Origin of the sequence: Streptomyces sp. NPDC088246, assembly GCF_044741025.1 — a bacterium.
In the GTDB taxonomy this organism is placed as follows: Bacteria; Actinomycetota; Actinomycetes; order Streptomycetales; family Streptomycetaceae; genus Streptomyces.
On the sequence record NZ_JBIURV010000003.1, the window covers coordinates 49,099 to 71,904 of the forward strand.

The window sequence follows — 22,806 nt, forward strand, 5'->3', positions numbered from 1 at the left end:
CACGGCTGGGTCAGCCCGGCTTGACCGCCAGCGTCGCAAAATAGTTCGACATGTATTGAGCGGATGCGTTGGATTGGTGCGGCGCTTCCGCGAAGCCGGTGAGGACGAACCCCGCGGCGAGTTGCCCGCCGATCTGGTCGGCGAGGGTGTGGCTGTATTCAAGAGGGGCATCCGCGCCGAACTTCGTGGCGCGTTCCTCGGCGGAGTACTGCGTGACATCGCTGTAGGGCAGCTTGTGCACGACGATCAGCTCGCCGCGCTCGTCGAGCGCCTCGTGGTCGAACAAGTACACATCAGGGTTGAGGAAGCCCACGAGCAGAGTTCCGCCCGGTCGCAGGACGCGGAAGCACTCACGCCACACCGGTGCCAAGTCTGGTACGAATAGGTTAGAGACCGGATGGAATACGACGTCGAATGTTGCGTCGCCGAAGGCGCTGAGGTCGCGCATGTCGCCTAGGACGGTGCGCAGCTCGAGTCCGTCGCGCGCCGCCACCATCTGGTCCTGGCCGAGCTGGCGGGGTGAGTTGTCGAATACGGTGACCCGCGCCCCTGCGGCGGCGAGGATCGGACCCTGCTGGCCACCGCCGGAGGCCAGGCACAACACGTCCTTGCCGGTCAGGTCCGTCGGCAGCCAGGAGCGGTCGACTGGCTCACGCCCGATGAGAACAATCGACCAGTCGCCCATGCGGGCGCGCTCGACATCCTCAGCACTCACCGGCCTCGACCACTCGTTGCCCTCTTGGACACACTTGTCCCAGGCTGCCCGATTGTGGGCAACGGGGTCGACAACAATGTCCTGCACGTTTAACTCCCTGCTAAAGCCAAGCGGACACCTGCGGTACTGACAGTTCGGTGCCGCTAGCCAACACGATTGCAGGGTGCGGACTCAACGAAATTAGCGGGCATCGAGGTGTCCACGGGCTCGACGGGTGGTCGCGCAGCGGGTGCGTAAGCGCCGGTTGCCGGGGTTGCGGAAGCCGTAGGCGTCGCGGGCGATGGTCTTGATGACCCGGTTGGTGCCTTCGGAGCCAGCGTTGGTGATCCCAGTGTGCAGGAACGCAAGGATCTCTGGCCACCATGTCTCGACGGTTGTGGCTAGGCGCTGCAGTTCGGGAAGGTCGGCGTCGGCGCATCGGCGGTAGAACCGGTACAGCAGATCGCGGACCTGTTCCCGGTCCGGGCGGGTCCGGGCGGTGGCAAGCAGGTCCAGGAGGTCTTCCTTGGCGTTCCACGCAACGGTGATCGGCGCGCCGATCACCCTGGGCAGGTTGGACAGCTCGTCGAGGAGAGCGTCGACGTGCTCGCCGCGCATCCGGGCGGCGAGCGGGTGAGCCGGTTGCGCAGTTCCCACTCGCGGTTGCCCTTGCGGCCGCGCCGGCCGCGGTGGGTCACGGTGACCCGGCGGCGGACCTCGGTGAGGGTCTGGTTCGCCAGCTGCACCAGGTGGAAGTGGTCCACGACCAGGGTGGCCCGCGGCAGGACCCGGCGGATCGCCGACTTGAAGATCGTGCACATGTCGATCGCGACGTACTGGACCGCGTCGCGCCAGGCTTGGTCGCGGTCGGCCAGCCAGTCGATGACCGACTGGGCGGTGCGGCCTTCGACCTGCCCGAGCAGGCCCTGCTTGCCGGACAGGTCGACGAAGCCGACGTGCCAACGGTCCACGGCGGTCTGTCAGATCCCGGTGGCCTCGTCGGGGATCCATCTCGGCCGGCCTCGGCGGATCTCGTCGATACCGAGCGCCTGCACCGGCTCGGGCTGGGCCGGCAGCACCGCCCGGGCGTGACTGGTGAACGCCGCCGCAACGACCGGCCAGGAGAGCGCATAGTCGCGGGCCGCCTGGACGACCGTGCGGCCCTGATCGGCCACCGCCGCCCCGGCCGCAGCCCGTCTCATCAGGCGTAGCTGAGAACCAGTGACGCCGTCATGAACTGCGCGGCGATGTGCAGGCCCAGCAGCCAGCCGCGTGCGGAGGCGAACGGCAGCCACTTTCTCGGCCAGGCGACCGCCGCGATGCCGAGCACGACTGCTGCCACGAGGCACCAGGGGCTCCAGTCCGGGACGGTGGCGCAGTCCTCGCCGTAGGTCACGCAGCCGGACGCCCGGGGCGTACTCAGCACGAAGAGGACGCAGCCGATCAGCACGGGCACGAGCATTCCCAGGGCGAACCAGGAGGCCGTGCGGATGTTGCGGTCCGCGCGTTGGGTGTCGGCCGTGCGCTGCTCGGCGGGGGCGGGCGTGGTTTCCATGCGGCCCATCCAACCCTCCGGCGATGCCGGAGGGTTGGGGGCCGGTACTCGGTTCCGCTGAGTAGGCGCGCCCATTCGTTCGATGGCGCGACGGATCTGCGGGGCGGGTGTGTGCGACGGTTCAGCTGCCGTCGCGCAGGTCGTCAAGTCCCGTCGTGCGGAACGCGATCCGGTCGAACGTCGCCTCGCAGCCCTCGCCCGTCGGGGACTGGACGAGGAAGCCGACCGACGCCTCGGCCGCCTGCTCGGGCTCGCCGAGGGCGAAGACGCGGACGAAGGTCCACTTCTCGCCGTCGGCCGAGGCGTGGAAGGCGAACGCGTTGCCCGTGCGGCTGAGGCGGAGCCAGCAGCTGTCGCCGTCCACGACGAAGGAGTTGACGTCGTCGGAGTGGCCGCGGGTGACGACCGTGCAGACGGTGGGGTGGTCCGGGGAGAGTTCCAGGCAGATCTTGGCCCACTCCCGTTCCCCGACGTGGAGGTAGAGCACTCCGGCATCGAAGGCCGCGGCGAAGCCGACCCTCACCCGGGCGATCAGCTGGAAGTCGCCCCGGGGCGCGGGGCCGAGGAGGCGCGGTGCGTCGCTCACGCTGTCGAGAGCGGCGCCGCCCGGCGGTACGAAGCGGTCCTGGCGGGCGCCCGCCCGGCCGGCCAGTACGCCGTTCTCGTACGTCCAGTCGACCTCGGGGCCGAACGGACTCAGGCCGAAGGGGAGTTCGGGGAGGTGCGGGGTCATGCGCGGCGGCCGTCCACTCGGCGGGGCAGGTTCAGGGGGTTGTCGTCACGGAGCTCCGGTGGGAGCAGGGCCTCGGGGGTCGTCTGGTAGGTGATGGGGCGCAGCCAGCGTTCGATCGCGGTGGCGCCGACCGAGGTGGAGGTGGAGGTGGTGGCCGGGTAGGGGCCGCCGTGGTGCTGGGCGGGGGCGACGGCTACGCCGGTCGGCCAGCCGTTGACGAGGACCCGGCCGGCCAGCGGGGTGAGGGCCGCGAGGAGTGCGGGGGCGTCGGCGTCGGCTCCGTCCGTGGCCGTCTGGAGGGTGGCGGTGAGGTTGCCGGGGAGCCGGGAGAGGACGGCGGTGATCTCGTCCTCGGAGGCGTACCGGGCGACGACGGTGACGGGGCCGAAGCACTCCTCCAGGAGCGCGTCGTGCGGGCCCTCTGTGGTGAGGAGGTGCGCCGGTACGGTCAGGAAGCCGGCCGCGACGGTGTGGTCGCCGCCCGCGCCGGGGGTGACCGGGGCCTCCACGTCGGGGAGTTCGGCGCGTTCGCGTACGCCCGCGAGGAAGGCGTCGCGCATCCGGTGGTCGAGCAGGACTCCGGCCTCGGTGTCGCTGACCGTCTCGGTCAGCGACTTCAGCAGCCGGTCGCCGGTCTCGCCGGCCGGGGCCAGGACGAAACCGGGCTTGGTGCAGAACTGGCCCGCTCCCATGGTCATCGAGCCCCCGAGCCCGGCGCCGATCTGCTCGCCGCGCTCGGTGGCGGCCGCCTCGGTGACGACGACGGGGTTGAGGGAGCCCAGCTCGCCGTGGAAGGGGATGGGGGCGGGGCGGGCCGCTGCCGCGTCGAACAGGGCGCGGCCGCCGCGTACCGAGCCGGTGAAGCCGGCGGCGGCGACGAGCGGGTGCTTGATCAGCTCGATGCCCGCCTCGAAGCCGTGGACCAGGATCAGTACGTCCTCGGGCAGTCCGGCCTGCGCCGCGGCCCGGCGCAGTACGGAGGCGCACAGCTCGGAGGTGGCGGGGTGGTCGGGGTGCGCCTTGACGACGACCGGGCAGCCGGCCGCCAGTGCGCTCGCGGTGTCGCCACCGGGGACGGAGAAGGCGAGCGGGAAGTTGCTGGCCGCGTACACGGCGACGACCCCGAGCGGGATCTTGTAGCGTCGCAGGTCGGGCCAGGGCGGGGTCCTGGTGGCGTCCTCGTGGTCGATGTGGATGTCGAGGAAGGCGCCCTCGTCGACGACCTCCGCGAAGGCCCGCAGCTGGGCCGCGGTGCGGGCGAGTTCGCCGGTGAGCCGGGCCGGGCCGAGTGCGGTCTCCGCGTCGGCGGCCTCGATGACGTGTTCCCCGGCCTCGGTGAGCAGATCGGCCGCGGTACGCAGGAACGCGGCGCGCACGGTGCGGTCGGCGAGCGAGTCGCGTACCGCATGGGCGGCCCGGACCGCGCGGTCCACCTCCTCCGTTGTAGCCTCCACCGCAACCTGCTCACGCGGGTTCCCGGTGCGGGGGTCGACGCTCCAGACTGGTGCTGCTGCCACCGTGATTCCTTCCGCTCCACTGCCACACATCAGAAGTTGTTCGGTATTCTGAACAGAGTTCCCGATCGTGAATATGAAGCGACTCTATTTCCGGGCGTTCAGTGTGGCAAGGAGTCGCAGGGTTTCGTAAGTGGGCTGGAAGGGACGTAGGGCGATGTCGGTTGCCGAGTCTGGTGGGGCACAGGTCAAGTCCGCGGTGCGGACCGTGGAACTCCTCGAATACTTCGCCGGGCGGCCCGGTATGCACTCGCTCGCCGCGGTGCAGGAGGCCGTCGGCTATCCCAAGTCCAGCCTCTACATGCTGCTGCGCACCCTGGTGGAGCTGGGCTGGGTGGAGACCGACGCGACGGGCACGCGGTACGGGATCGGCGTACGGGCCCTGCTGGTCGGCACCTCGTACATCGACGGTGACGAGGTCGTCGTGGCCGCCCGCCCGACCCTGGACCGGCTCTCCGACGACACGACGGAGACCATCCACCTGGCCCGCCTCGACGGGACGAACGTGGTGTACCTCGCCACCCGGCAGTCCCAGCACTATCTGCGGCCCTTCACCCGCGTCGGCCGCCGGCTGCCCGCCCACTCCACCTCGCTCGGCAAGGCGCTGCTCGCCACCCACAGCGACGAGCAGGTCCGCAAGATGCTCCCCGAGACGCTGCCCGCGCTGACCGAGCACACCATCACCGACCGCGAGAAGCTCATCGAGGAGCTGCACCTCATCCGCGAGCAGGGGTACGCGGTGGACCGCGAGGAGAACACCCTCGGGCTGCGCTGCTTCGGCGTCGCCATCCCGTACCGCACCCCCGCCCGCGACGCCATCAGCTGCTCGGTGCCGGTCGCCCGGCTCACGCCCGCGCACGAGCAGATGGTGAAGGACGCGCTGTTCGACGCGCGGGACCGGCTGACGCTGGCCACCCGGAGGCTCTGATCATGCGAGTTGCCCTGCGCGAGGTGCGCGAGCGCGATCTGTCGTTGTTCTTCGCGTTCATGTCCGACCCGGAGTCGGTCAGGACGGCCGCCTTCACCAGCGAGGACCCCACCGACCGGGATGCGTTCGACGCCCACTGGCGACGGATCCTGGCCGACGGCTCCATCGTGATGCGGACGGTGGTCGTGGACGGCGCGGTGGTCGGCAACGCCGGGGCGTACGGGCCGCCGGACGACCGTCAGGTCACCTACTGGATCGACAGGGCGCACTGGGGCCGCGGGCTCGCGACGGCCGCGCTGCGCGCGTTGCTCGACGTCGTACCGGAACGCCCGCTGCACGCACGGGCCGCGGCCGACAACACCGGTTCGCGCCGGGTGCTGGAGAAGTGCGGGTTCGCCGTCACCGGCACGGATCACTGGTACTCGCACGCTCGCGGCGAGGAGACCGACGAGCTGCTGTTCACGCTGCCGGGGTGACGCGGCGACGGTCCGTGCCCTCCGCGCGGCAAAGGGAGATGCCGCTGTGGATCCCGGTCCGCGATCTCTCGGACGCGGTCGGCCGCGTGCGGCTCCGGCCCGCTGCCATGAACCGGTGTTCCCGCGTACATCGGACGCATACGCTCGCAACAGATTTCTCGCGGCGCAAGAGCGGCTGCAGACGCCCGCTGCGCCTTGCCATGCTCCGGCCGGACGGCGCTCGCGCCCCCGGCCAATGATGAGGAATCGGTGAGAAGCGGCACAACCGGGAACGCCGCGCGGCGCCCCGCTCGTCCCTCCCGTGGGATGAACAAAACGATCAGGCACACCTCGGTCTTCTGCCTGCTGCTGGTGCTCGCCCTGCTGCTGCGGGCGACCTGGGTGCAGGCGTACCAGGCACAGGCGCTCGCAGACAACGACCACAACCGGCGGAACACCATCGCGCAGTACGCGCAGCCGCTCGGTGACATCATCGTGGCCGGGAACCCGGTCACCGGATCGAAGAGGACGGTGGGCAGCGACCTCGCGTACAAGCGCACCTATACGCAGGGCGAGCTCTACTCGGCCGTCACCGGCTACAGCTCGCAGGCGTACGGTGCCACGCAGCTCGAAGGGATCTACAGCCATGTGCTGGACGGCACCGACGACCGGCTGAAGAACCCGATGGACGTGGTGACGCGCAAGCAGGCCTCCCCCGGCAACGTCCTGACGACGATCGACCCCGATGTGCAGAAGGCGGCGTACGAGGCGCTCGGCAACGACAAGGGTGCAGCGGTCGCGATCGACCCGAAGACCGGGCAGATCCTCGGCTTGGTCTCCACCCCTTCGTACGACCCGTCGACGATCAGCGGGACGACGGACGGGAACGCCTGGAAGAAGCTGCTCGACGACGACAACAAGCCGATGGTCAACCGTGCGCTGCGGCAGCCGCTGGCACCCGGTTCGACGTTCAAGCTGGTGGTGGCGGCCGCGGCGCTGGAGAACGGACTGTACGGCTCCGTCGACGAGCGCACGGACAGCCCCAATCCGTACACCCTGCCGGGCACCAGCACGGTCCTGAAGAACGAGAACGCCTCGGCCCCCTGCGAGAACGCCACGCTGCGCACCGCGCTCCAGTACTCCTGCAACAACGTCTTCGCGAAGGTCGCCGCCGACCTCGGCCAGGACAAGATGAGGGCGATGGCGGAGAAGTTCGGCTTCAACACCGAGAAGCTCGACGTGCCGGTACGGGCCTCCAAGAGCATCTACCCGTCCGGCATGGACAAGCCGCAGACGGCGCTGACGGGCATCGGCCAGTTCGAGGTCACCGCGACGCCGCTGCAGATCGCCATGGTCTCGGCCACCCTCGCCAACGGTGGCGAACTGGCCGCACCGCACATGGTGTCCGAGGTGACCGACTCCAAGGGCAACACACTTGAGGACTTCGCGGACGGGGACACGAAGCGGGTCGTCTCGCAGTCCACCGCCGAGCAGCTGCGCAGCGCGATGGTGACCGTCGTCGAAGAGGGCACCGGCACCAACGCCCGGATCTCCGGAGCCGAAGTCGGCGGCAAGACGGGTACCGCGCAGAACGGCGTGGGCAACAGCAACACCCCGTACGCCTGGTTCACCTCGTACGCGAAGGACAAATCCAGCGGCAAGGAGGTCGCGGTGGCGGTGCTCGTCGAGGACTCGGGTGCGGCCCGCGCGGAGGTCAGCGGCAACGGTCTGGCCGCGCCGATCGCTCAGAAGATGATGAAGGCAGCGCTCAAGGGGTGAGAAGAGGGGGGAGACGGGCAGGCGCGGAGGCCGGGCTCCGGCTGTCGGAATCCGGCCGATGACCTCCGCCGCCCGCCCCCTGCACGCCCGCCGGACTCGCCGGGACCGGCCTGCCGCCGCGGCTGCTTCACGCCGAGCAACTGCGCGGTGGGGTCGCGTGCTTGATCGCCTCCAGCACGTACTGTCCAACGCTTCAGTTCTGATGGAAGAACTTCACGGACATCCGGCATGCGCCGTACACCTGGTGCAGCGGCAACGGGTGCGGCCGAGCAGGAGTAGGGCATCCGCCCGATGCCGTCGGACGTCCTTACTCACCAGCCTGAGCACGTGACGAGCGTGCGGATCAGGAGGGCTGCGGTGGGTGCGATGGCAAGGTCGGCGACGGTACGGGTGCTGCGGGACCGTACGGCGGGGCTGTTTCTCACGGCGGTCGTCGTCTCCGGTTTCGGGACGTCCGCGATGTGGCTCGCGGCCGGGGTCTGGGTCAAGTCGCTCACCGGGTCGGACAGTCTGGCGGCGCTCGCCGTTTTCGCCATGTGGCTGCCGGTGCTGGTCGGGCCCGCCCTCGGGACGATCGCCGACCGGCTCCCCAGAAAGCCGCTCCTCGTCTGGTCGAATCTCGTCATGGCGGGGCTGCTGGCCTCGCTGATCGTGGTCGATTCGGCGGGGCGGATCTGGATCCTCTTCGCCGTGCTCGTCCTGTACGGAACGAGTTCCGTACTGATGGACGCGGCCGAGTCTGCGCTGGTCGCCGGGGCCGTCGACGCCCGGCTGCTGGGTGATTTCAACGGGCTGCGGACGATGGCCGGCGAGGGCATGAAGCTGCTGGCACCGCTGACCGGCGCCGGACTGTACGCCCGGTACGGAGGCGGTGCGGTGGCGCTGCTGGACGCGGTGTCGTTCGCGCTGGCGGCCGGGGTCTACGCGCTGCTGCCGGTACGGGAGCCGGCCACAGCCCCTCCGGCCGGCCGGAAGGGCGAATTCACCGCCGGCATGCGGCAGGTGTGGGGGTCACCGGTGCTGCGGCCGCTCGTGCTGGCGGGCTCGGTGACGATGCTGTGCGCGGGGCTCAACGGGGCCGCGATCTATGCCGTCGTCGATGACGGTCTCGGGCACTCCCCCACGTACGCGGGTGTGCTGTACGCGGTGCAGGGCGCCGGGTCCGTCGCTGTCGGGCTGCTGGCCGGGCCGTTGCTGCGGCGGCTGCCGGAGCGGGTGTTCACAGCGGCCGGGATCGCGCTGTTCGCGCTGGCGGTGGGGGTACGGGCGCTGCCGTACGACGCGGTGGCGCTGGTGGCGAGCGCGGCCATCGGTATGGGGCTGCCGTGTGTACTGATCGCCGCGATGACGGCGGTGCAGCGGGAGACTCCGGACGCCGTGCTGGGCCGTACCGCCGCGACCGCCAACACGCTGATGATGGTGCCGAACGCGGTGGCGCTGGCGCTCGGTGCGGGGCTGGTCGCGCTGGTGGACATCCGGGCGCTGCTGCCGGTGGTCGCTGCCGCCGCGCTGCTGACGGCGGCCCTGCTGGTCACGGGCCGGCGAATGGGGTCTCCCCTGCTCGAACGAAGTTGAGAGCTTGGGGACCGCTGGCGCCCACACCGGCCCGCTTCCTTCATCGACCAAGGCGTGACAGCGCTCCGGCGACGGCCCTGAGGTCCGGGTCGGAGGCCAACCCGGCGTGATACAGGCGTAGTTGGTTCGCACCTAGCGATGCCGCATGCGCGGCGTCGCGCTCCAGCGCGGCGGGACTTCCGCCCATCCCCGTGACCACGGTGAAGTTGGCCGCGAGCACGCCCTCGCGCCCGGTGAACGGGCCGAGTACGGCCTCGCGCGCCGCGTCGCCGCCGGTGCAGGGCAGCACCACGCCGTCCGCCACGGACAGGATGTGCTCCGGGTCGACACCGACGTTGGCACCACAGCGGTACGGCGCGGGGTCGGCGTGCAGCAGCACCTGGAAACCCGGCTCCGCCGCCTCCCGTACGGCGGCGACCGCGGACTCCTGGAGCACACGGGCGACCTGGCCGCGCCACTGGAAGGTGGCGGCGGCGAGGTCGGCGCCGAGGAGCTTCTCGATGCCCGCCCACCCGGCCTCCGGGGAGCCGGAACCGGACCAGGCCGGTTTCAGCGCGCGGCGCACGGTCGCGGCCAACTCATCGGCTTCCAGGCCGTGTTCCGCATATCCGGTCCGGCAGTCGGGGCAGAAGCAGAGCGACATCAGATACTGCGCCGCATCCCCGAGGCCGACACCCGCGATCTTGTCGTGGGCGTGCAGATGCGCGAAGCCGTACCAGCCGCAGGACTCCAGCTCGGTGCCGCGCGCACCGCCTCGTACCGCCGCCTCCGCCGCCAGAGCGACCAGATACTCGCCCACCGCGGGCCGTGCGATGCACGGCGCCCAGGGGTAGCGGTCGCCGTAGGCGTTGACCACGGATGTGTCCGGGTGCTCGGCACCCAGCCGGGAGTTGTGCGCCAGGACCACCCAGGTGTGCACCTCGAGACCGGCGTCGGTCAGGGCCTGCGCGGCCTCGGCGTACGGGTCGTCCGAGGCCACCCAGGACTGCTCATGCGGACGCAGCTCGCGCCCCGCCCACCGGGCGGCGTCCGGCGGGTAGAGCACCGCGGCGTGCTCGGCGGTGACGATGCGGCGGCCGGGGTGGCGCGGGGTCAGCGCCCGGGTGGAGTGATAGGCGGCGGCGAGCGTCACCTGCTGGACGCCCAGGTCGGCGGCGCGGGCGGCCGCGTCCGGGTCGCCGACGACGTCCCACGGGTAGAGGAAGGCCGAGGTCTTCACCCGCGCTGCCCCTGCCCGTACTTCTCCAGCAGGGCTCGGCCGCGCGCGATGATCTCGGTGAGCTCCTCGATGTGAGCGGCGGGCGGCTCGGTGAGCGGGGTGCGGACCTCGCCCACGTCCAGGCCGCCGAGCCGGACCGCCGCCTTGACGAGCGAGACGGCGTAGCCGCGGCCCTTGGCGCGCAGTTCGACGAGTGGCCGGTAGAAGTGGTCGAGGAGTGCGCCCGCCAGGTCGTCGTCGCCGGAGTCCAGCGCCCGGTAGAAGGCGAGCGCGATGTCGGGTGCGAAGGCGAAGACGGCGGAGGAATAGAGGGTGACGCCGATGCCCCGGTAGGCGAGGCCGGTGAGTTCGGCGGTGGGCAGCCCGTTGAAGTAGAGGAAGTCCTGGCCGGGCAGTTCGGTGCGGACGGCGCTGACGATCCGCTGCATCAGGTCGAGGTCGCCGTAGCCGTCCTTGAGGCCGATGATGCCGGGCGCCTGGGCCAGTGCGACGACGGTCTCCGGGGTGAAGACGGCATTGTCGCGCTGGTAGACGATCGTCTCCAGACCGGTGGCCGCGGCGAGCGCCGTGTAGTGGCTCAGCAGCCCTGCCTGGTCGGCGAGGACGAGATACGGGGGCATGGCGAGGAGCCCGTCCGCGCCCGCGTCCTCGGCGAGCTTCGCGTACTGGATCGCGAGCGCCGTGCCGTATCCGGCTCCCGCGACGACGGGCACCTCTCCGGCGGTCTCCTCGACGGCCGCGGCGACGACGAGGCGGAATTCCTCCGGCGTCAGGGCATGGAACTCGCCGGTGCCGCAGCAGGCGAAGACGGCCGCCGCACCGGCGTCGACGCCGGTGCGTACATGCGCGCGGAAGGCGTCGATGTCGATCGCGCCGTCCGGTCCGTACGCGGTGACGGGGAAGAAGAGCGGCCCGGCGACACGGGTGAGTCGGGCGGCAAGAGGGGCTGAGGTCACGGGCGCTCCCTGAGCAGGTTCAGGCGTGCACAAGTCTGATCGATGTCCATATTCATGAACGCCTTCACGCTAAGGCAGCAGCCCGGCACAGGTCAAGGCGGGAACGCGCAACCCGTCCGTTCACGAAGACGGAGTTACCGACTCCGCGACAGACCCCGCGAGAGAGGCGCCCGGCACTTGACGCAGTACGTCATGACTTCTTAGCTTGTCCATGCATGTGAATGCCGTCCATGGATTTGGCGTCCCACGGGTACATGTCGCAGGTACCGCAGGGGCCGTGCACGCGCGCGCAGGCCGCGCGCGTGCCCCTATGCACCGAGGAGATCCGCGTATGCCCGCTCCCCGCACCGTCCTGCTCACCGGCGCCGCCGGCGGTCTCGGCACCCTGATGCGTGGACTTCTGCCCGCGTACGGCTACGAGCTCCGCCTCTTCGACGTCGCCCCGATCGAGGGCGAGCCGGACGCGATCACGGCCGACCTCGGTGACAAGGAGGCGCTGCGCGAGGCCGTGCGGGGTGTCGACGCGGTCGTCCACCTCGCGGGCATCTCCCTGGAAGCCTCGTTCGACAAGATCCTGAAGGCGAACATCGAGGGGACGTACAACCTCTACGAGGCCGCGCGCGAAGAGGGCGTCGGACGCATCGTGTTCGCCTCCTCCAACCATGTCGTCGGCTACACCCCCCGCCCGCTCCCCGGCGACCCGCTGATCCCCATCGACGCCCCGCGCCGCCCCGACACCTTCTACGGCCTGTCCAAGTCCTTCGGCGAGGACCTCGCCCAGCTGTACTGGGACCGGCACGGCATGGAGACCGTCTCCGTACGCATCGGCTCCTGCTTCCCGGAACCGACATCCGTACGGATGCTCTCGGTCTGGATGAGCCCCGAGGACGGCGCCCGGCTCTTCCACGCCGCACTCACCGCCGAGGACGTGCGGCACACCGTCGTCCACGGCTCGTCCGACAACACCCGGCTGTGGTGGGACCTGACGACGGCCCGCTCGCTCGGATACGAGCCGAGGGACGACTCGGAGCCGTACGCGGCCGGGCTCATCGCCGAACAGGGTGAACTGGACCCGGACAACCCCGACCACGCCCACCTCGGCGGCCACTTCTGCACCAACCCGCCGATCTGGCCGCATTAGCCCGGCCCCGGGGATCAATGGAACCGTGGTCGGCGCTGAGATTGATCTTGATCGTTCAGCACAGCGCCGGGACCCTTCGTGGGGTTTCCCTGGAAGATCGTTCTGCACCGGCGGGCGTGGACGGGGGCTCGGGCGTGGACGGGGGCCGTCGGACCAGCAGCGCGGCCAGCGCGAGCCGGCCGCGCTGCCCGCCGGACAGCGACCCGAGCGTCCGATCGTGTCCGAAGGCGCCGAGGCCGAGGCCATCGAGCACGAGCGCGGCACGCCGGTCGGCGTCCCAGACCTCCCGTTCCTGGGCCTGTTCGAGGCGGACACCGTACGCGCCGAGCAGGCCGGCGTACTCAGGCGCGTCCTGCGCGAGTTGCTCGGTGAGACGTTCCAGCTCGGCGAGGTCCTCCCTGGCCTCGCGCAGGGCGTCGTCGAGTACGTCGGCGATCGTCACGGCGGCGTCGTATGGCATCTCCTGCTGAAGAAAGCCCAGATCGGGCGGTATCGAGACGCTGCCGGCTCAGGATCGTCCGTCCCGGCCAGCAGGCGCAGCAGGGTCGACTTGCCGACGCCGTTCTCCCCGATCAGCCCGATGCGGTGCCCGGGCGAGGCTGTCAGGGAGACACCGTCGAGCACCCGTCGGTCGCCGAGTGTGCGGACGAGGCCGTGGGCAAGCAGAGTGGGCTCAAGCATGGGATCCGTCCAACGTGATCGGTGCTCGGCCCGCGGGGCGGCATGCCTCGGACACCGGCCAGGTCGACACGCCGGCGGCTCACACCTCGGGGGCCCCCGTCTCCTTCAGCTCACCGTCGGCCAGCCGCAGCCACCGGTTCACGCCGATCGCGCGCAGGAACCGCTCGTCGTGGCTGACCACTACGAAAGCCCCCTGGTAGAAGTTCAGGGCGCTCTCCAACTGGCCCGCGCTGACCAGGTCGAGGTTGTTCGTCGGCTCGTCCAGTAGCAGCAGGTGCGGAGCCGGCTCCGCGCACAGCACACAGGCCAGGGTGGCGCGCAGCCGCTCGCCTCCGGAGAGCACCCCGACGGGCAGATGGGCGCGAGGCCCCCGGAAGAGAAAGCGGGCGAGCAGGTTCATCCGCTCGGCCTCCGGCCGCTCCGGGGCGTAGTCGGCGAAGTTCTCGGCGACCGTACGGTCCAGGTCCAGCAGGTCGAGGCGCTGCGAGAGGTAGGCGATGCGGCCGTCGGCCCGCTTGATCTCGCCGCTCTGTGGTGTCAGGTCACCGTTGAGCAGACGCAGCAGCGTGCTCTTGCCGACACCGTTGGGACCGGTCAGCGCGATGCGCTCCGGGCCCCGGACGGTCAGGTCGACGCCCTGGCCGCCGAACACGTCCTTGTCGCCGAGGCGGACGCGGAGCTGCTCGCCGAGGAACAGGTTGCGTCCGGCGGGCACATTGGTGTCCGGCAGGTCCAGCGTGATGCGCTGCTCCTCGCGCAGCGCGCGTCCGGCCTCGTCCAGCCGGGCCTTCGCCTCGCTGATCCGGTTGGCGTGCATCTGGCCTGCCCGGCCTGCGGACTCCTGTGCGCCCCGCTTCATGTTGCCGGCGAAGATACGGGGCAGGCCGGCGCTCTTCAGGTTGCGAGCGGCATTACTCTGCCGGCGGTCGGCGCGCTCGCGAGCCTGCTGCATCTCCCGCTTCTCCCGTTTCAGCTCCTGTTCGGCGTTGCGGACGTTCTTCTCGGCGACTTCCTGCTCGGCCCGCACGGCCTCCTCGTACTCGGTGAAGTTGCCGCCGTAGAAGCGCAGTTCGCCGCGGTCGAGTTCGGCGATGCGTTCCATGCGGTCGAGCAGGGCGCGGTCGTGGCTGACCAGGAGCAGACAGCCGTTGAAGTCCTCCAGCACGTCGTAGAGCTTGTGCCGGGCGTCGAGGTCGAGGTTGTTGGTGGGCTCGTCGAGCAGCAGCACGTCGGGCCGCTTCAGCAACTGGGCGGCGAGACCGAGGGAGATGACCTGGCCGCCGCTGAGGGTGCTCAGACTGCGGTCCAGGGTGAGGTCGGCCAGGCCGAGGCGGTCGAGCTGGGCGCGGGTGCGTTCCTCGATGTCCCAGTCATCGCCGATGGTGGTGAAGTGCTTCTCGTCGACGTCCCCGGACTCCACGGCGTCGATGGCCTGGATGATCGCGGCGATGCCCAGCACCTCGGCGACCGTGAGGTCGCCGGTCAGGGGGAGGGACTGCGGGAGGTAGCCGAGGGCGCCGGCCACGGAGACCGACCCGTTGCCGGGCCGCAGTTCACCGGCGATGAGCTTGAGCAGCGTGCTCTTGCCGGTGCCGTTGGGCGCGACGAGGCCGGTGCTGCCGGAGCCGACGGTGAAGGACAGGTCCTGGAAGACGGGAGTGTCGTCGGGCCAGGTGAAGGACAGGTCCGAGCAGACGATGGAGGCGTTGGACATGGAGGTGACCTTGTGGGAATGGGGCATGGAAGACACTTCTGCCCCGGTAGCCGACAGGGGGAAAGAGGGGACGACAGAGAGGCCATCCTGCGGCGCTTCCACGCACCGGCCGGTGGCCTGTCGGGTCCGGGTATCACCCGGAGATGTCGTCGTCCACCACCATGTCTGGGCTCCTCAACAAATGATCAAGGTCTTTATCAGGCTAACACAGGGGCGTGGGACCGGGGACGCGACAGGGTCACCGGCCGGGACCTCGACAGGCCGCCCGCGCAGGTTGCCGGTCGGGGTGATCAGGCCGGGCTGGATCTGCTCGGACGCGCTCGATCTTGCCCTTTGGCCGCTGACCGGCTTCTACGGTCCGACCGGGCCGTCGGGAGCATTCCGGGGCAGGCGGCGGGGAGCACACAGGACTCGACCAGCCTCTCCGGGCCGACTCAGGGAGCATGATCAATGTCAGCGCCGACCACGGTTACATGGATCCCGGGGCCGTAGCCGGGCCGGCCGCACCGGCCGCCCGGCCACGCCAGGAGTGCGCCAAGGCGGGTGAAGGTAAGGGAACGGCAAAGCCCGGTCGTTCGTTACCTCGTGCATGACCGCTATGACCCCCGGCTCGAACATCCCTCTCTCCGCCGCCCGCGTGGCAGTGGACGTCTCCGCACCGGTGCGGCTCGACGTTTCGGGCCTGCTGCTCACCGCCGACGGCAAGGTGCGCTCCGACGACGACTTCATCTTCTACAACCAGCCCGCCGGCCCCGGCGTGACCTACCGCTCCGGCGGCGGCACCGCACCGGACGCGATCGTGGTGGACACCACCGCGGTCCCGTCCGGAATCGAGAAGATCGTCGTCACGGCGAGCCCGGATGCGGCGGGCCAGACCTTCCAGGGCATCGAGCCCACCGCGACCGTACGCAACGCCGACGACGGCAGTGTGCTCGCCACCTTCACCCCGCCCCGGCTGGGCACCGAGACGGCGCTCGTGGTCATCGAGGTCTATCTCCGCAACGGCGCCTGGAAGGCCCGCGCGGTCGGCCAGGGCTATGCGGACGGACTGGCCGGTATCGCCACGGACTTCGGCGTCTCGGTCGAGGAGGAGCCCGCCGCCGCTCCCGCGCCCGCCCCCGTCGTACCCCCGATGCCCACCGCCGCCCCGGTGGACCCGCGGATCGCCGCGCCTGTGGCCCCCTCGGCCCCGCCGGCCCCGCCCGCCGCCGCTCCCGCGCCCGCCGCCTCCGGCAAGATCAACCTCGACAAGGGCCGGGTCAGCCTCCAGAAGAACCAGACGGTCTCCCTGGTCAAGGGCGGCCGCCCGCTGCTCTCCCAGGTCAAGATGGGCCTCGGCTGGGAGCCCGCGTTCCGCGGCAAGGACATCGACCTCGACGCCTCGGTGATCGCCTACGGCCCCAACCGGAACCACCTGGACAGCTGCTACTTCGGCAAGCTCTCCATCCTGAACGGCGCGGTCAAGCACTCCGGCGACAACCTCACGGGCGAGGGCGCGGGTGACGACGAGGTGATCGTCGTCGACCTGGGCCGGATCCCGGCCGAGGCGACCGGTCTGGTCTTCACGGTCAACTCGTTCACCGGCCAGAAGTTCACCGAGGTCGCCAAGGCCTACTGCCGGCTGATCGACGCCACCACCGGCGAGGAGCTGGTCCGCTTCGACCTGACCGGCGCCGAGCCGCAGACCGGCGTGATGATGGCCAAGCTGATCAAGCAGTTCTCCGGCGAATGGGAGATGACGGCCATGGGCGACTTCGTGAAGTCGCGCACCGTCCGGGGCATGGTGAAGCCCGCCGCCCAGGCGCTGTAGCGCCGCAAAGGTCTCCGACACGGCTTCAGGGGCACCTGCGGGTGCAGGTGCCCCTGAAGCCGGGGAGCGTGACGGGGACGCGGACGCTGCGCGTGCTCGCCGCCTCTCTCAGAGCTTGGTCAGCTTGGAGTACGGGCTCAGGATCCTCCCCTGTCGCCCCGAGAAGTCGATGAGCACTGCGTCGTTGTCGCCCTCGACAGCAAGGACTCGACCGAGTCCGAACTGGTCGTGCGACACCCTGTCGCCCACATCGAACAATTCGACCGGTGGGGCCGCCTGGGCCGGGCGGTTGAAGGGACTGGAAGGCAGGTATCGCCGGGCTGACTGTTTCATTACCTTGAGTATGCGCCCTGGGAACGCCCGACGCCATGCCCGTCGACTCCTGGGGGCGCACTGATGCCGGATTCGTAATCAGCGATTCCAGGGCCAGTCCGCGTCCCGGCCCGCTTCCAGCAGCGGCACCATGCGGAACGCCGCGTCCGAAAGACCCCCGAAGGTGTGGCGGTTCCCACCTCCCGACGGGGCGTGCCCGGCCCGGTATCCGGCCAGGTTCCAGGTGTAGACGGGCACACCGGCCGGCACGGCCGCGGTGGCATCCGCGGCGTACGAGAACGACGCCTGCTCGTCGGTGACGATCAATACCCGGTCATGGGCCCGGTAGTGCCGCCGCACCGCCTCCTCGGTGTTGGTGCCGCCGAGGTCACCGAAGCGCTCCAGGACCTTCAGCACGGACTCGCCCCGGCGATACGTCACCGGTGCGCTGTTCGTACCGAACTGCACCAGATCGGCGTCGGCTGCCCGCAGCGCCAGCGCGGTACCGAAGATTGCGGCGGCGTCGGCCCTGTTGAGCTGCGAGCGGTCCGAGAGCGGCGACCACATCGAGCCCGAGCGGTCGACCAGGATCAGCGTCCGCCCCGGCAGCGCGGGCACATTGCCCAGGGAGTGGCCGAGCGCCTTCTCCAGAGGATGTGCCCAGCGCAGCGAGGGCGCGTGCTGATAGGCGGCGAGGTAGCGGAACGGGAACTGCCGCGATGCGGCGACCACGGCCGGGTCGCAGATCTTCGCAGCCACCTGCGCGGCGACCTCGTCCGAGACGCCGGCCTCGTCGAAGTTGCGCAGATTGCGGACGAGCGCCATCGCGCCCATGGACGGAATCACCGCTTCCCACGCCTTGGCGTCCATCGGCCCCTGCAGCCAGCCCGCCAGGGACTCCCAGGTCATGCCCGCGGCAGCCAACCGGTCCGCACCGTCCGCACCGACGGCCACTGCCCGCCGCTCCTCGACCGGCAGCTCCATCAGCGCACGGTGCGCGGTGAGGGTGCGGTCGGAGACCGGCACCACGGCCGCCTCCGGGTGGTGGCGGCGGTCGAGGGCATACCGGAACAGCTCGCCCTGCCACGGCTTCTCCGGGTCGGGCGCGGCGTGCACCAGGTTCAGGATGTCGCCGAAGCGGTAGCCCCTGGACGCCGTGTCGTACTTCAGCAGCGACTTGCCGTTGTAGAGGCGGCGCACGGCATCGGCGATGCCGCGCTTGACGGGCTTGGGCACGGCACGGCCGTAGCGCGAGGTCCAGTACCCGAGGAGTTCACCGGGCTCGTCGGCGCGCAGCAGGACGGAGTCGACGACCTGCCGGTTGGACGGACCGTCCTCGGCACCCGCGTCGAGCCGTGCCTTCACATACTCGGCGGCGCCGACGATCGAAGCGGTACGCATCTGGCCCTCGCGGCGCAGCCAGTGGAGCAGACCGGCGGTCCACTCGGGGTCTCCGACGGCGAGCACCCGCACGAGTTCGGCGAATCGGTTGTCGCGCTGCCCGCCGTCCTCGTAAAAGGTCTGCTGGGAAACGAAATTGGCGACCGCCAGCAGAAAGAGCTCGGAGCGATTGTCACGGAGATACCCTCGGCCGCCCTGATGGGTCGGCGCGGTGCGCCCGGTCGACTTCACGGGCGAGGTGGTGCGGGGCTTGGTGGTGCGGGTATTGAAGCGTGCCATGTGAATTCCCCCGAATTCATTGGGAGAAGGCACAGCGGGAAAAGGGTGCCCGAGATCAGGAGTCGGCGACGGGCTTGCCTGATGCTCTACCCCTTGAGCTACCGGCCGTGGCCGGACGGGACTTGAACCCGCAACCGTCAGATCCGAGAAGTATCCGTCACCTGCGCACCGGGCACCCCCGATGTCTGTGCCTCCCGAGATCAGAGTCGGCGGCGGCAGTTTTCTTGACAGGAAGTAGCCGCAGCCTGCGCACCGGGAGGTGCGTGCAGTCATTGCTGATGAAGTTGTGATGTGCCCAGAGATCAGGTTCGGCTGAACCGACGAAGGCGCTCTATCCACTGAGCTACACCGGAACGAGATCCGGTGGCGGGACTCGAACCCGCGACATCCCCATTATCATTGGAAGTAGGTCCTGCCTGCGCACCTGGGCACAGACAGGACTCTAGAGGGGGACTCCGGGGCGCGCGAGGGAATTACGCGCGAAATGCCCTCCGGGCGACTTCCGGCGGTGCCGGCCGTCAGTGGCGGTTCGGCTGCCGCTTCCACGGACCGGTGATGGCGAGCATGATGCCCGGCGTCTGGATGTTGGCGTACAGCGTCTTGCCGTCGGGCGAGAACGTGACACCGGTGAACTCGCTGTACTCCGGCTCCTGTTCGCTGCCGATGTTCAGCTCGTTGCGGGCGATCGGGTACGTGCGGCCGCTGTCGGTCGCCCCGAACAGGTGCTGGATGCCGTTGCCGTCCTCGGCGATGACCAGACCGCCGTACGGCGAGACGGTGATGTTGTCCGGGCCGTCGAAGGCGCCGTCCTTCGACGGGTCGGCGTTCACACCGAGGAGCACCTTCAGCGTCAGCGTGCGGCGCTTCGGGTCGTAGAACCAGACCTGGCCGTCGTGCTGGACGGGGCTCTCCGCGCGGGCGAACGAGGAGACGATGTACACGCCGCCGTCGCCCCACCACATGCCTTCGAGCTTGCGTGCGCGGGTGACCTCGCCGGCCGCGAACTGCTTGCGCACCGAGACGGTCTTCGCGTCACGGTCGGGTACGTCGGCCCAGTCCACGCCGTACACCGTGCCGATCTTGGTGGCGCGGGACAGGTCGTCGACGAACTTGCCGCTCTTGTCGAAGCACTTGGCGGCCTGGAGGACACCGGCGTCGTCGGCGAGCGTGCGCAGCTTGCCGCGGCCGTGCCGGAAGCCGTGCGGCGGAACCCAGCGGTAGAGCAGTCCGTTGGGGCCCGCGGCGTCCTCGGTCAGGTAGGCGTGGCCGAGCTTGGGGTCGATGACGACGGCCTCGTGGGCGTACCGGCCGAGCGCCTTGATCGGGCGCGGGTCACGGTTGGCGCGCTTGTCGTACGGGTCGACCTCGAAGACGTAGCCGTGGTCCTTGAGCAGGCCGTTCTTGCCGGCCTTGTCCTCGGTCTCCTCGCAGGTGAGCCAGGTGCCCCACGGGGAGGCGCCGCCCGCGCAGTTGGTGGAGGTGCCGGCGATGCCGACCCACTCGGCGGTACGGCCGTCGCGGCGGGTCTCCACGACGGTGCAGCCGCCGGCCGCGACCGGGTCGTAGACGAGGCCCTCGGCCAGCGGTACCGGGTGCTCCCAGCCGGCGCGGGTGCCGCTCAGCTCGTGGTTGTTGACGAGCAGGGTGACGCCGCGCGGGCCCTCGAAGGTGGCCGTGCCGTCGTGGTTGGAGGGGGTGTACTCGCCGGACTCCAGCTTGGTGACACCGCTGTGGGTGATGACCTTGTAGGAGAAGCCGGCGGGCAGCGCGAGGAGTCCCTCGGGGTCGGCGATCAGCGGCCCGTAGCCGGGCTCGTGGCTGTGACCGTGGTCGTGGTCATGGTCGTCGTGGCCGTGGCCGTCGTGGCCGTGCTTCGAGTCCTCTGCGGCCAGGGCACCGGGCGCGGTGGCCAGCGCGGCGACCGTACCGGTCAGAGCGATGCCGGCACCGGTGAGGGCGGACTGTCTGGTGAATTCCCTGCGCGTGAAGGGCATCACGTACTCCTGGAGCAACTGGGCGGGTTGTTGGCGCGCCCACAGTCGCGCCCCCGCGCCAACACCAGTTGAACTACGGACGACGTTGAGGGGCATCCTTCCTGTGCAGTTGGCCGGATGCGGTCGGCCGGAGCGGATGACGCGCCCGGTCCGTGCCGTCCGCCGCGTACCGCCCGCTCACGCCGCCCGTGCGAGCGGGCGGCGCGACCGCCTGAGTCTCAGGCCCCTGTCCGCGACCGCGCCTTGAACGCCGCCTTGCGGGCCTCCTTGGCCTTCTTCTTGTCGCTGTGCAGCCGCCCCATCGCTTCGAGGACATCCGCCGTCGCCGGGTGTTCCACACGCCACGCCTCGTCGAAGAAGCCGCTGTGCTGGCCTGCCAGGCCCTCGACCAGGCCCTGGAGCTCTTCCAGATCGCCCTCGGACTCCAGCTGGGCCGCGATCGTGTCGATGGCGAGCCAGAAGATCATCGACTCCGGCGGTGCGGGTACGTCCGCCGCGCCCAGCTCCGCGAGCCAGACCCGTGCGAGACCACCCAGCTCGGGGTCGTCCAGTACCGCGCGCACCGCGGGCTCCGCCTCCGCGCCGACCAGGGCGAGCGCCTGCTGGCAGTGGAGGCGGCGCAGCGGTGCCTGCTGGTCCGCGCCGCGTGCCGCCGCCAGGAGTTCGGCCGCGGCGCCGTCCGCGCCGCGCCGGGTGAGCCACAGCTCGACCTCGCCGCGCGCCGCCGTCTCGGGGTAGTACGCGATGCCGCCGAGGAGTGCGTCGGCGCCCTTGTCCGCGAGGTCGCCGATCGCCGGGGCGTCCACTCCGGCCTCCAGCATCCGGGCCCGGATGCCGTACAGGCCCAGCGGGGTCAGCTTCACCATTCCGTACCGGGTGACGTCCTCGTCGTCGGCGGGCGGGGTGGCGTCCTCGCCCTCCTCGGCCAGCAACGCCTCGTCCAGCGGGCGGTATTCGACGATCCCGATGGGTTCGAGGACCCGGAACTGGTCGTCGAGGCGCATCATCGCCTCGGACACCTGCTCAAGGACGTCGTCGGTGGGCTCGCCCATGTCGTCGGGCACGATCATCGACGCGGCGAGCGCGGGCAGCGGTACGGGCGCCGCGTCCGCTCCGCCGTCGCCGACGGTGAGCAGATACAGATTGCCGAGGATCCCGTCGAGGAATTCCGCCTCGACCTCAGGGTCCCAGTCCAGGGATTCGAAGTCGATCGAGCCGTCCTCGCCGACGAGATCGGCGAAGTCCTCGAAGACGGGCGCGGTGGCGTCGGCGTGGACGGCCTCCAGACCGTCGAGCCAGATCGAGAGAACGTCCTGCGGTGAACCGCCCGTGATCAGCGCCAGGTTCTCACCGGCGGCGGCGGTCCCCTGCGCGTCCTCTCCTGCGGCCTCCTCCGGGTCCTCGACGTCGACGAGCCCCGTGTCGACCGCGAGCCGCCACGCCTCGCTCGCCTCCGCCGCACCGTCCTCGTCCGCCGTGAGGCCGAGGTGTTCGGCCGCCGCGGGCAGCTGTTCCTCGACGAGCTCGCCACCGGCGCCGACCCGGGTCTCCGGGCCCGCCCAGCGGGCGAGCCGGACAGCGCGGGCGAGCAGCGGCGCGGCAAGCGCGTCCCGTGCCAGCTCGGCCTCGGTGTGCAGCCGCACGGGCGGCAGGATGGGGCGCTCTGCGGACATCAGGTGGTTCTCCTCGGGACGTACGGGGCGTACGGGTTCAGGCGGCCCAAGCGTAGACGCATTTCGCCCCATGCCACCCGGTTCATACGACGGACAGCGGCCGTCCACCCGGGGAACCTTGACAACCGCCTTGCCCACACAAGAGATTGACGCGCGCAGACCTCCGCTCTTGACAGGCGCTGACGGCCGGTGACGTGCTGTACCCGGCGGTGAAGCCCCTGCCGCGCCCGGAGCGTTACTCGTACGTCTACCAGGGCAACACCCAGGTCCTCGACCAGATCCTGACCAGCCCGTCGATCGACGACTTCCACTACGACAGCGTGCACATCAACGCCGAATCCGCCGACCGGAACAGCGACCACGACCCGCAGGTGCTCCGCTTTTGCCCGTAGC

20 protein-coding genes and 2 pseudogenes are annotated in these 22,806 nt (G+C 70.3%); 7 read left to right on the plus strand and 15 right to left on the minus strand.

Annotated elements, in window-relative coordinates; all coding sequences use genetic code 11:
* Positions 1–10: 10 nt before the first annotated feature.
* The 7 genes from ACIPEK_RS05355 to ACIPEK_RS05385 form a co-directional block, all read right to left on the minus strand.
* The gene (locus ACIPEK_RS05355) at positions 11–802 is read right to left on the minus strand and encodes a class I SAM-dependent methyltransferase (RefSeq protein ID WP_401990933.1); all 792 of its coding nucleotides are present in this window, start codon (positions 800–802) and stop codon (positions 11–13) included.
* 93 nt (positions 803–895) lie between these two features.
* A complete protein-coding gene (locus ACIPEK_RS05360) occupies positions 896–1,312 on the minus strand; it encodes a transposase (protein ID WP_401990936.1) in 417 nt (138 codons plus the stop codon).
* Positions 1,255–1,665 carry a transposase gene (locus ACIPEK_RS05365; protein WP_401990939.1) on the minus strand — a complete coding sequence of 137 codons (411 nt, stop codon included), beginning with the start codon at positions 1,663–1,665 and terminating at the stop codon, positions 1,255–1,257. Before ACIPEK_RS05365 ends, ACIPEK_RS05360 begins: the two co-directional genes overlap by 58 nt.
* A gap of 9 nt (positions 1,666–1,674) precedes the next feature.
* A complete protein-coding gene (locus tag ACIPEK_RS05370; RefSeq protein ID WP_401990942.1) occupies positions 1,675–1,896 on the minus strand; it encodes a hypothetical protein in 222 nt (73 codons plus the stop codon).
* Positions 1,896–2,249, minus strand: a complete 354-nt coding sequence (locus ACIPEK_RS05375) for a hypothetical protein (RefSeq protein ID WP_401990945.1) — start codon at positions 2,247–2,249, stop codon at positions 1,896–1,898. The genes ACIPEK_RS05370 and ACIPEK_RS05375 overlap by 1 nt, the downstream gene beginning before the upstream one ends.
* 121 nt (positions 2,250–2,370) lie before the next feature.
* Positions 2,371–2,982 carry a DUF1349 domain-containing protein gene (locus ACIPEK_RS05380; protein ID WP_401990948.1) on the minus strand — a complete coding sequence of 204 codons (612 nt, stop codon included), beginning with the start codon at positions 2,980–2,982 and terminating at the stop codon, positions 2,371–2,373.
* Entirely contained in the window at positions 2,979–4,499 is a 1,521-nt protein-coding gene (locus ACIPEK_RS05385) for an aldehyde dehydrogenase (NADP(+)) (protein ID WP_401990951.1), read from the minus strand. The genes ACIPEK_RS05380 and ACIPEK_RS05385 overlap by 4 nt, the downstream gene beginning before the upstream one ends.
* A gap of 154 nt (positions 4,500–4,653) precedes the next feature.
* On the opposite strand from ACIPEK_RS05385, the gene ACIPEK_RS05390 reads away from it, so the two are divergent.
* The 4 genes from ACIPEK_RS05390 to ACIPEK_RS05405 all read left to right on the plus strand — a co-directional run bounded on the left by ACIPEK_RS05390 (position 4,654) and on the right by ACIPEK_RS05405 (position 9,233).
* The gene (locus tag ACIPEK_RS05390; protein WP_383067815.1) at positions 4,654–5,424 is read left to right on the plus strand and encodes an IclR family transcriptional regulator; all 771 of its coding nucleotides are present in this window, start codon (positions 4,654–4,656) and stop codon (positions 5,422–5,424) included.
* A 2-nt stretch (positions 5,425–5,426) separates the two neighbouring features.
* Positions 5,427–5,900 carry a GNAT family N-acetyltransferase gene (locus ACIPEK_RS05395; protein ID WP_401990954.1) on the plus strand — a complete coding sequence of 158 codons (474 nt, stop codon included), beginning with the start codon at positions 5,427–5,429 and terminating at the stop codon, positions 5,898–5,900.
* A 306-nt stretch (positions 5,901–6,206) separates the two neighbouring features.
* A complete protein-coding gene (locus ACIPEK_RS05400; protein WP_401990957.1) occupies positions 6,207–7,658 on the plus strand; it encodes a peptidoglycan D,D-transpeptidase FtsI family protein in 1,452 nt (483 codons plus the stop codon).
* Between the two features lie 366 nt (positions 7,659–8,024).
* Positions 8,025–9,233 (plus strand): MFS transporter, encoded by a 1,209-nt coding sequence (locus tag ACIPEK_RS05405; RefSeq protein WP_401991818.1) that lies wholly within the window; start codon positions 8,025–8,027, stop codon positions 9,231–9,233.
* A 40-nt stretch (positions 9,234–9,273) separates the two neighbouring features.
* On the opposite strand, the gene ACIPEK_RS05410 is transcribed toward ACIPEK_RS05405, so the two are convergent.
* Together ACIPEK_RS05410 and ACIPEK_RS05415 are read right to left on the minus strand one after the other, a co-directional pair.
* Complete coding sequence (locus ACIPEK_RS05410; protein ID WP_401990960.1) at positions 9,274–10,452, minus strand: hypothetical protein; 1,179 nt, start codon at positions 10,450–10,452, stop codon at positions 9,274–9,276.
* Positions 10,449–11,408 carry a 5-dehydro-4-deoxyglucarate dehydratase gene (locus ACIPEK_RS05415; RefSeq protein WP_383067807.1) on the minus strand — a complete coding sequence of 320 codons (960 nt, stop codon included), beginning with the start codon at positions 11,406–11,408 and terminating at the stop codon, positions 10,449–10,451. The genes ACIPEK_RS05410 and ACIPEK_RS05415 overlap by 4 nt, the downstream gene beginning before the upstream one ends.
* Positions 11,409–11,739: 331 nt before the next feature.
* On the opposite strand from ACIPEK_RS05415, the gene ACIPEK_RS05420 reads away from it, so the two are divergent.
* Complete coding sequence (locus ACIPEK_RS05420) at positions 11,740–12,549, plus strand: NAD-dependent epimerase/dehydratase family protein (RefSeq protein WP_401990964.1); 810 nt, start codon at positions 11,740–11,742, stop codon at positions 12,547–12,549.
* A gap of 142 nt (positions 12,550–12,691) precedes the next feature.
* Here ACIPEK_RS05420 and ACIPEK_RS05425 read toward each other — a convergent pair.
* Together ACIPEK_RS05425 and abc-f are read right to left on the minus strand one after the other, a co-directional pair.
* Positions 12,692–13,230, minus strand: a pseudogene (locus tag ACIPEK_RS05425) (ATP-binding cassette domain-containing protein); the annotation flags it as partial.
* A 79-nt stretch (positions 13,231–13,309) separates the two neighbouring features.
* The gene (gene abc-f / locus ACIPEK_RS05430; RefSeq protein WP_401991821.1) at positions 13,310–14,944 is read right to left on the minus strand and encodes a ribosomal protection-like ABC-F family protein; all 1,635 of its coding nucleotides are present in this window, start codon (positions 14,942–14,944) and stop codon (positions 13,310–13,312) included.
* A gap of 589 nt (positions 14,945–15,533) precedes the next feature.
* Between abc-f and ACIPEK_RS05435 the strand changes: the two genes are divergently transcribed.
* Positions 15,534–16,754 (plus strand): TerD family protein, encoded by a 1,221-nt coding sequence (locus tag ACIPEK_RS05435; RefSeq protein WP_401990967.1) that lies wholly within the window; start codon positions 15,534–15,536, stop codon positions 16,752–16,754.
* Between the two features lie 108 nt (positions 16,755–16,862).
* Here ACIPEK_RS05435 and ACIPEK_RS05440 read toward each other — a convergent pair whose 3' ends face one another.
* From ACIPEK_RS05440 to ACIPEK_RS05455, 4 genes are all read right to left on the minus strand, one after another.
* Positions 16,863–17,087 (minus strand): hypothetical protein, encoded by a 225-nt coding sequence (locus tag ACIPEK_RS05440; protein WP_327275883.1) that lies wholly within the window; start codon positions 17,085–17,087, stop codon positions 16,863–16,865.
* 78 nt (positions 17,088–17,165) lie between these two features.
* Positions 17,166–18,746 carry a TROVE domain-containing protein gene (locus ACIPEK_RS05445; RefSeq protein ID WP_401990970.1) on the minus strand — a complete coding sequence of 527 codons (1,581 nt, stop codon included), beginning with the start codon at positions 18,744–18,746 and terminating at the stop codon, positions 17,166–17,168.
* 518 nt (positions 18,747–19,264) lie between these two features.
* Entirely contained in the window at positions 19,265–20,740 is a 1,476-nt protein-coding gene (locus ACIPEK_RS05450) for an alkaline phosphatase PhoX (protein WP_401990973.1), read from the minus strand.
* 218 nt (positions 20,741–20,958) lie between these two features.
* The gene (locus ACIPEK_RS05455) at positions 20,959–22,413 is read right to left on the minus strand and encodes a hypothetical protein (RefSeq protein WP_401990976.1); all 1,455 of its coding nucleotides are present in this window, start codon (positions 22,411–22,413) and stop codon (positions 20,959–20,961) included.
* Positions 22,414–22,586: 173 nt separating this feature from the next.
* Here ACIPEK_RS05455 and ACIPEK_RS05460 point away from each other — a divergent pair.
* Positions 22,587–22,805, plus strand: a pseudogene (locus ACIPEK_RS05460) (endonuclease/exonuclease/phosphatase); the annotation flags it as partial.
* Between the last annotated feature and the right edge of the window lies 1 nt (position 22,806).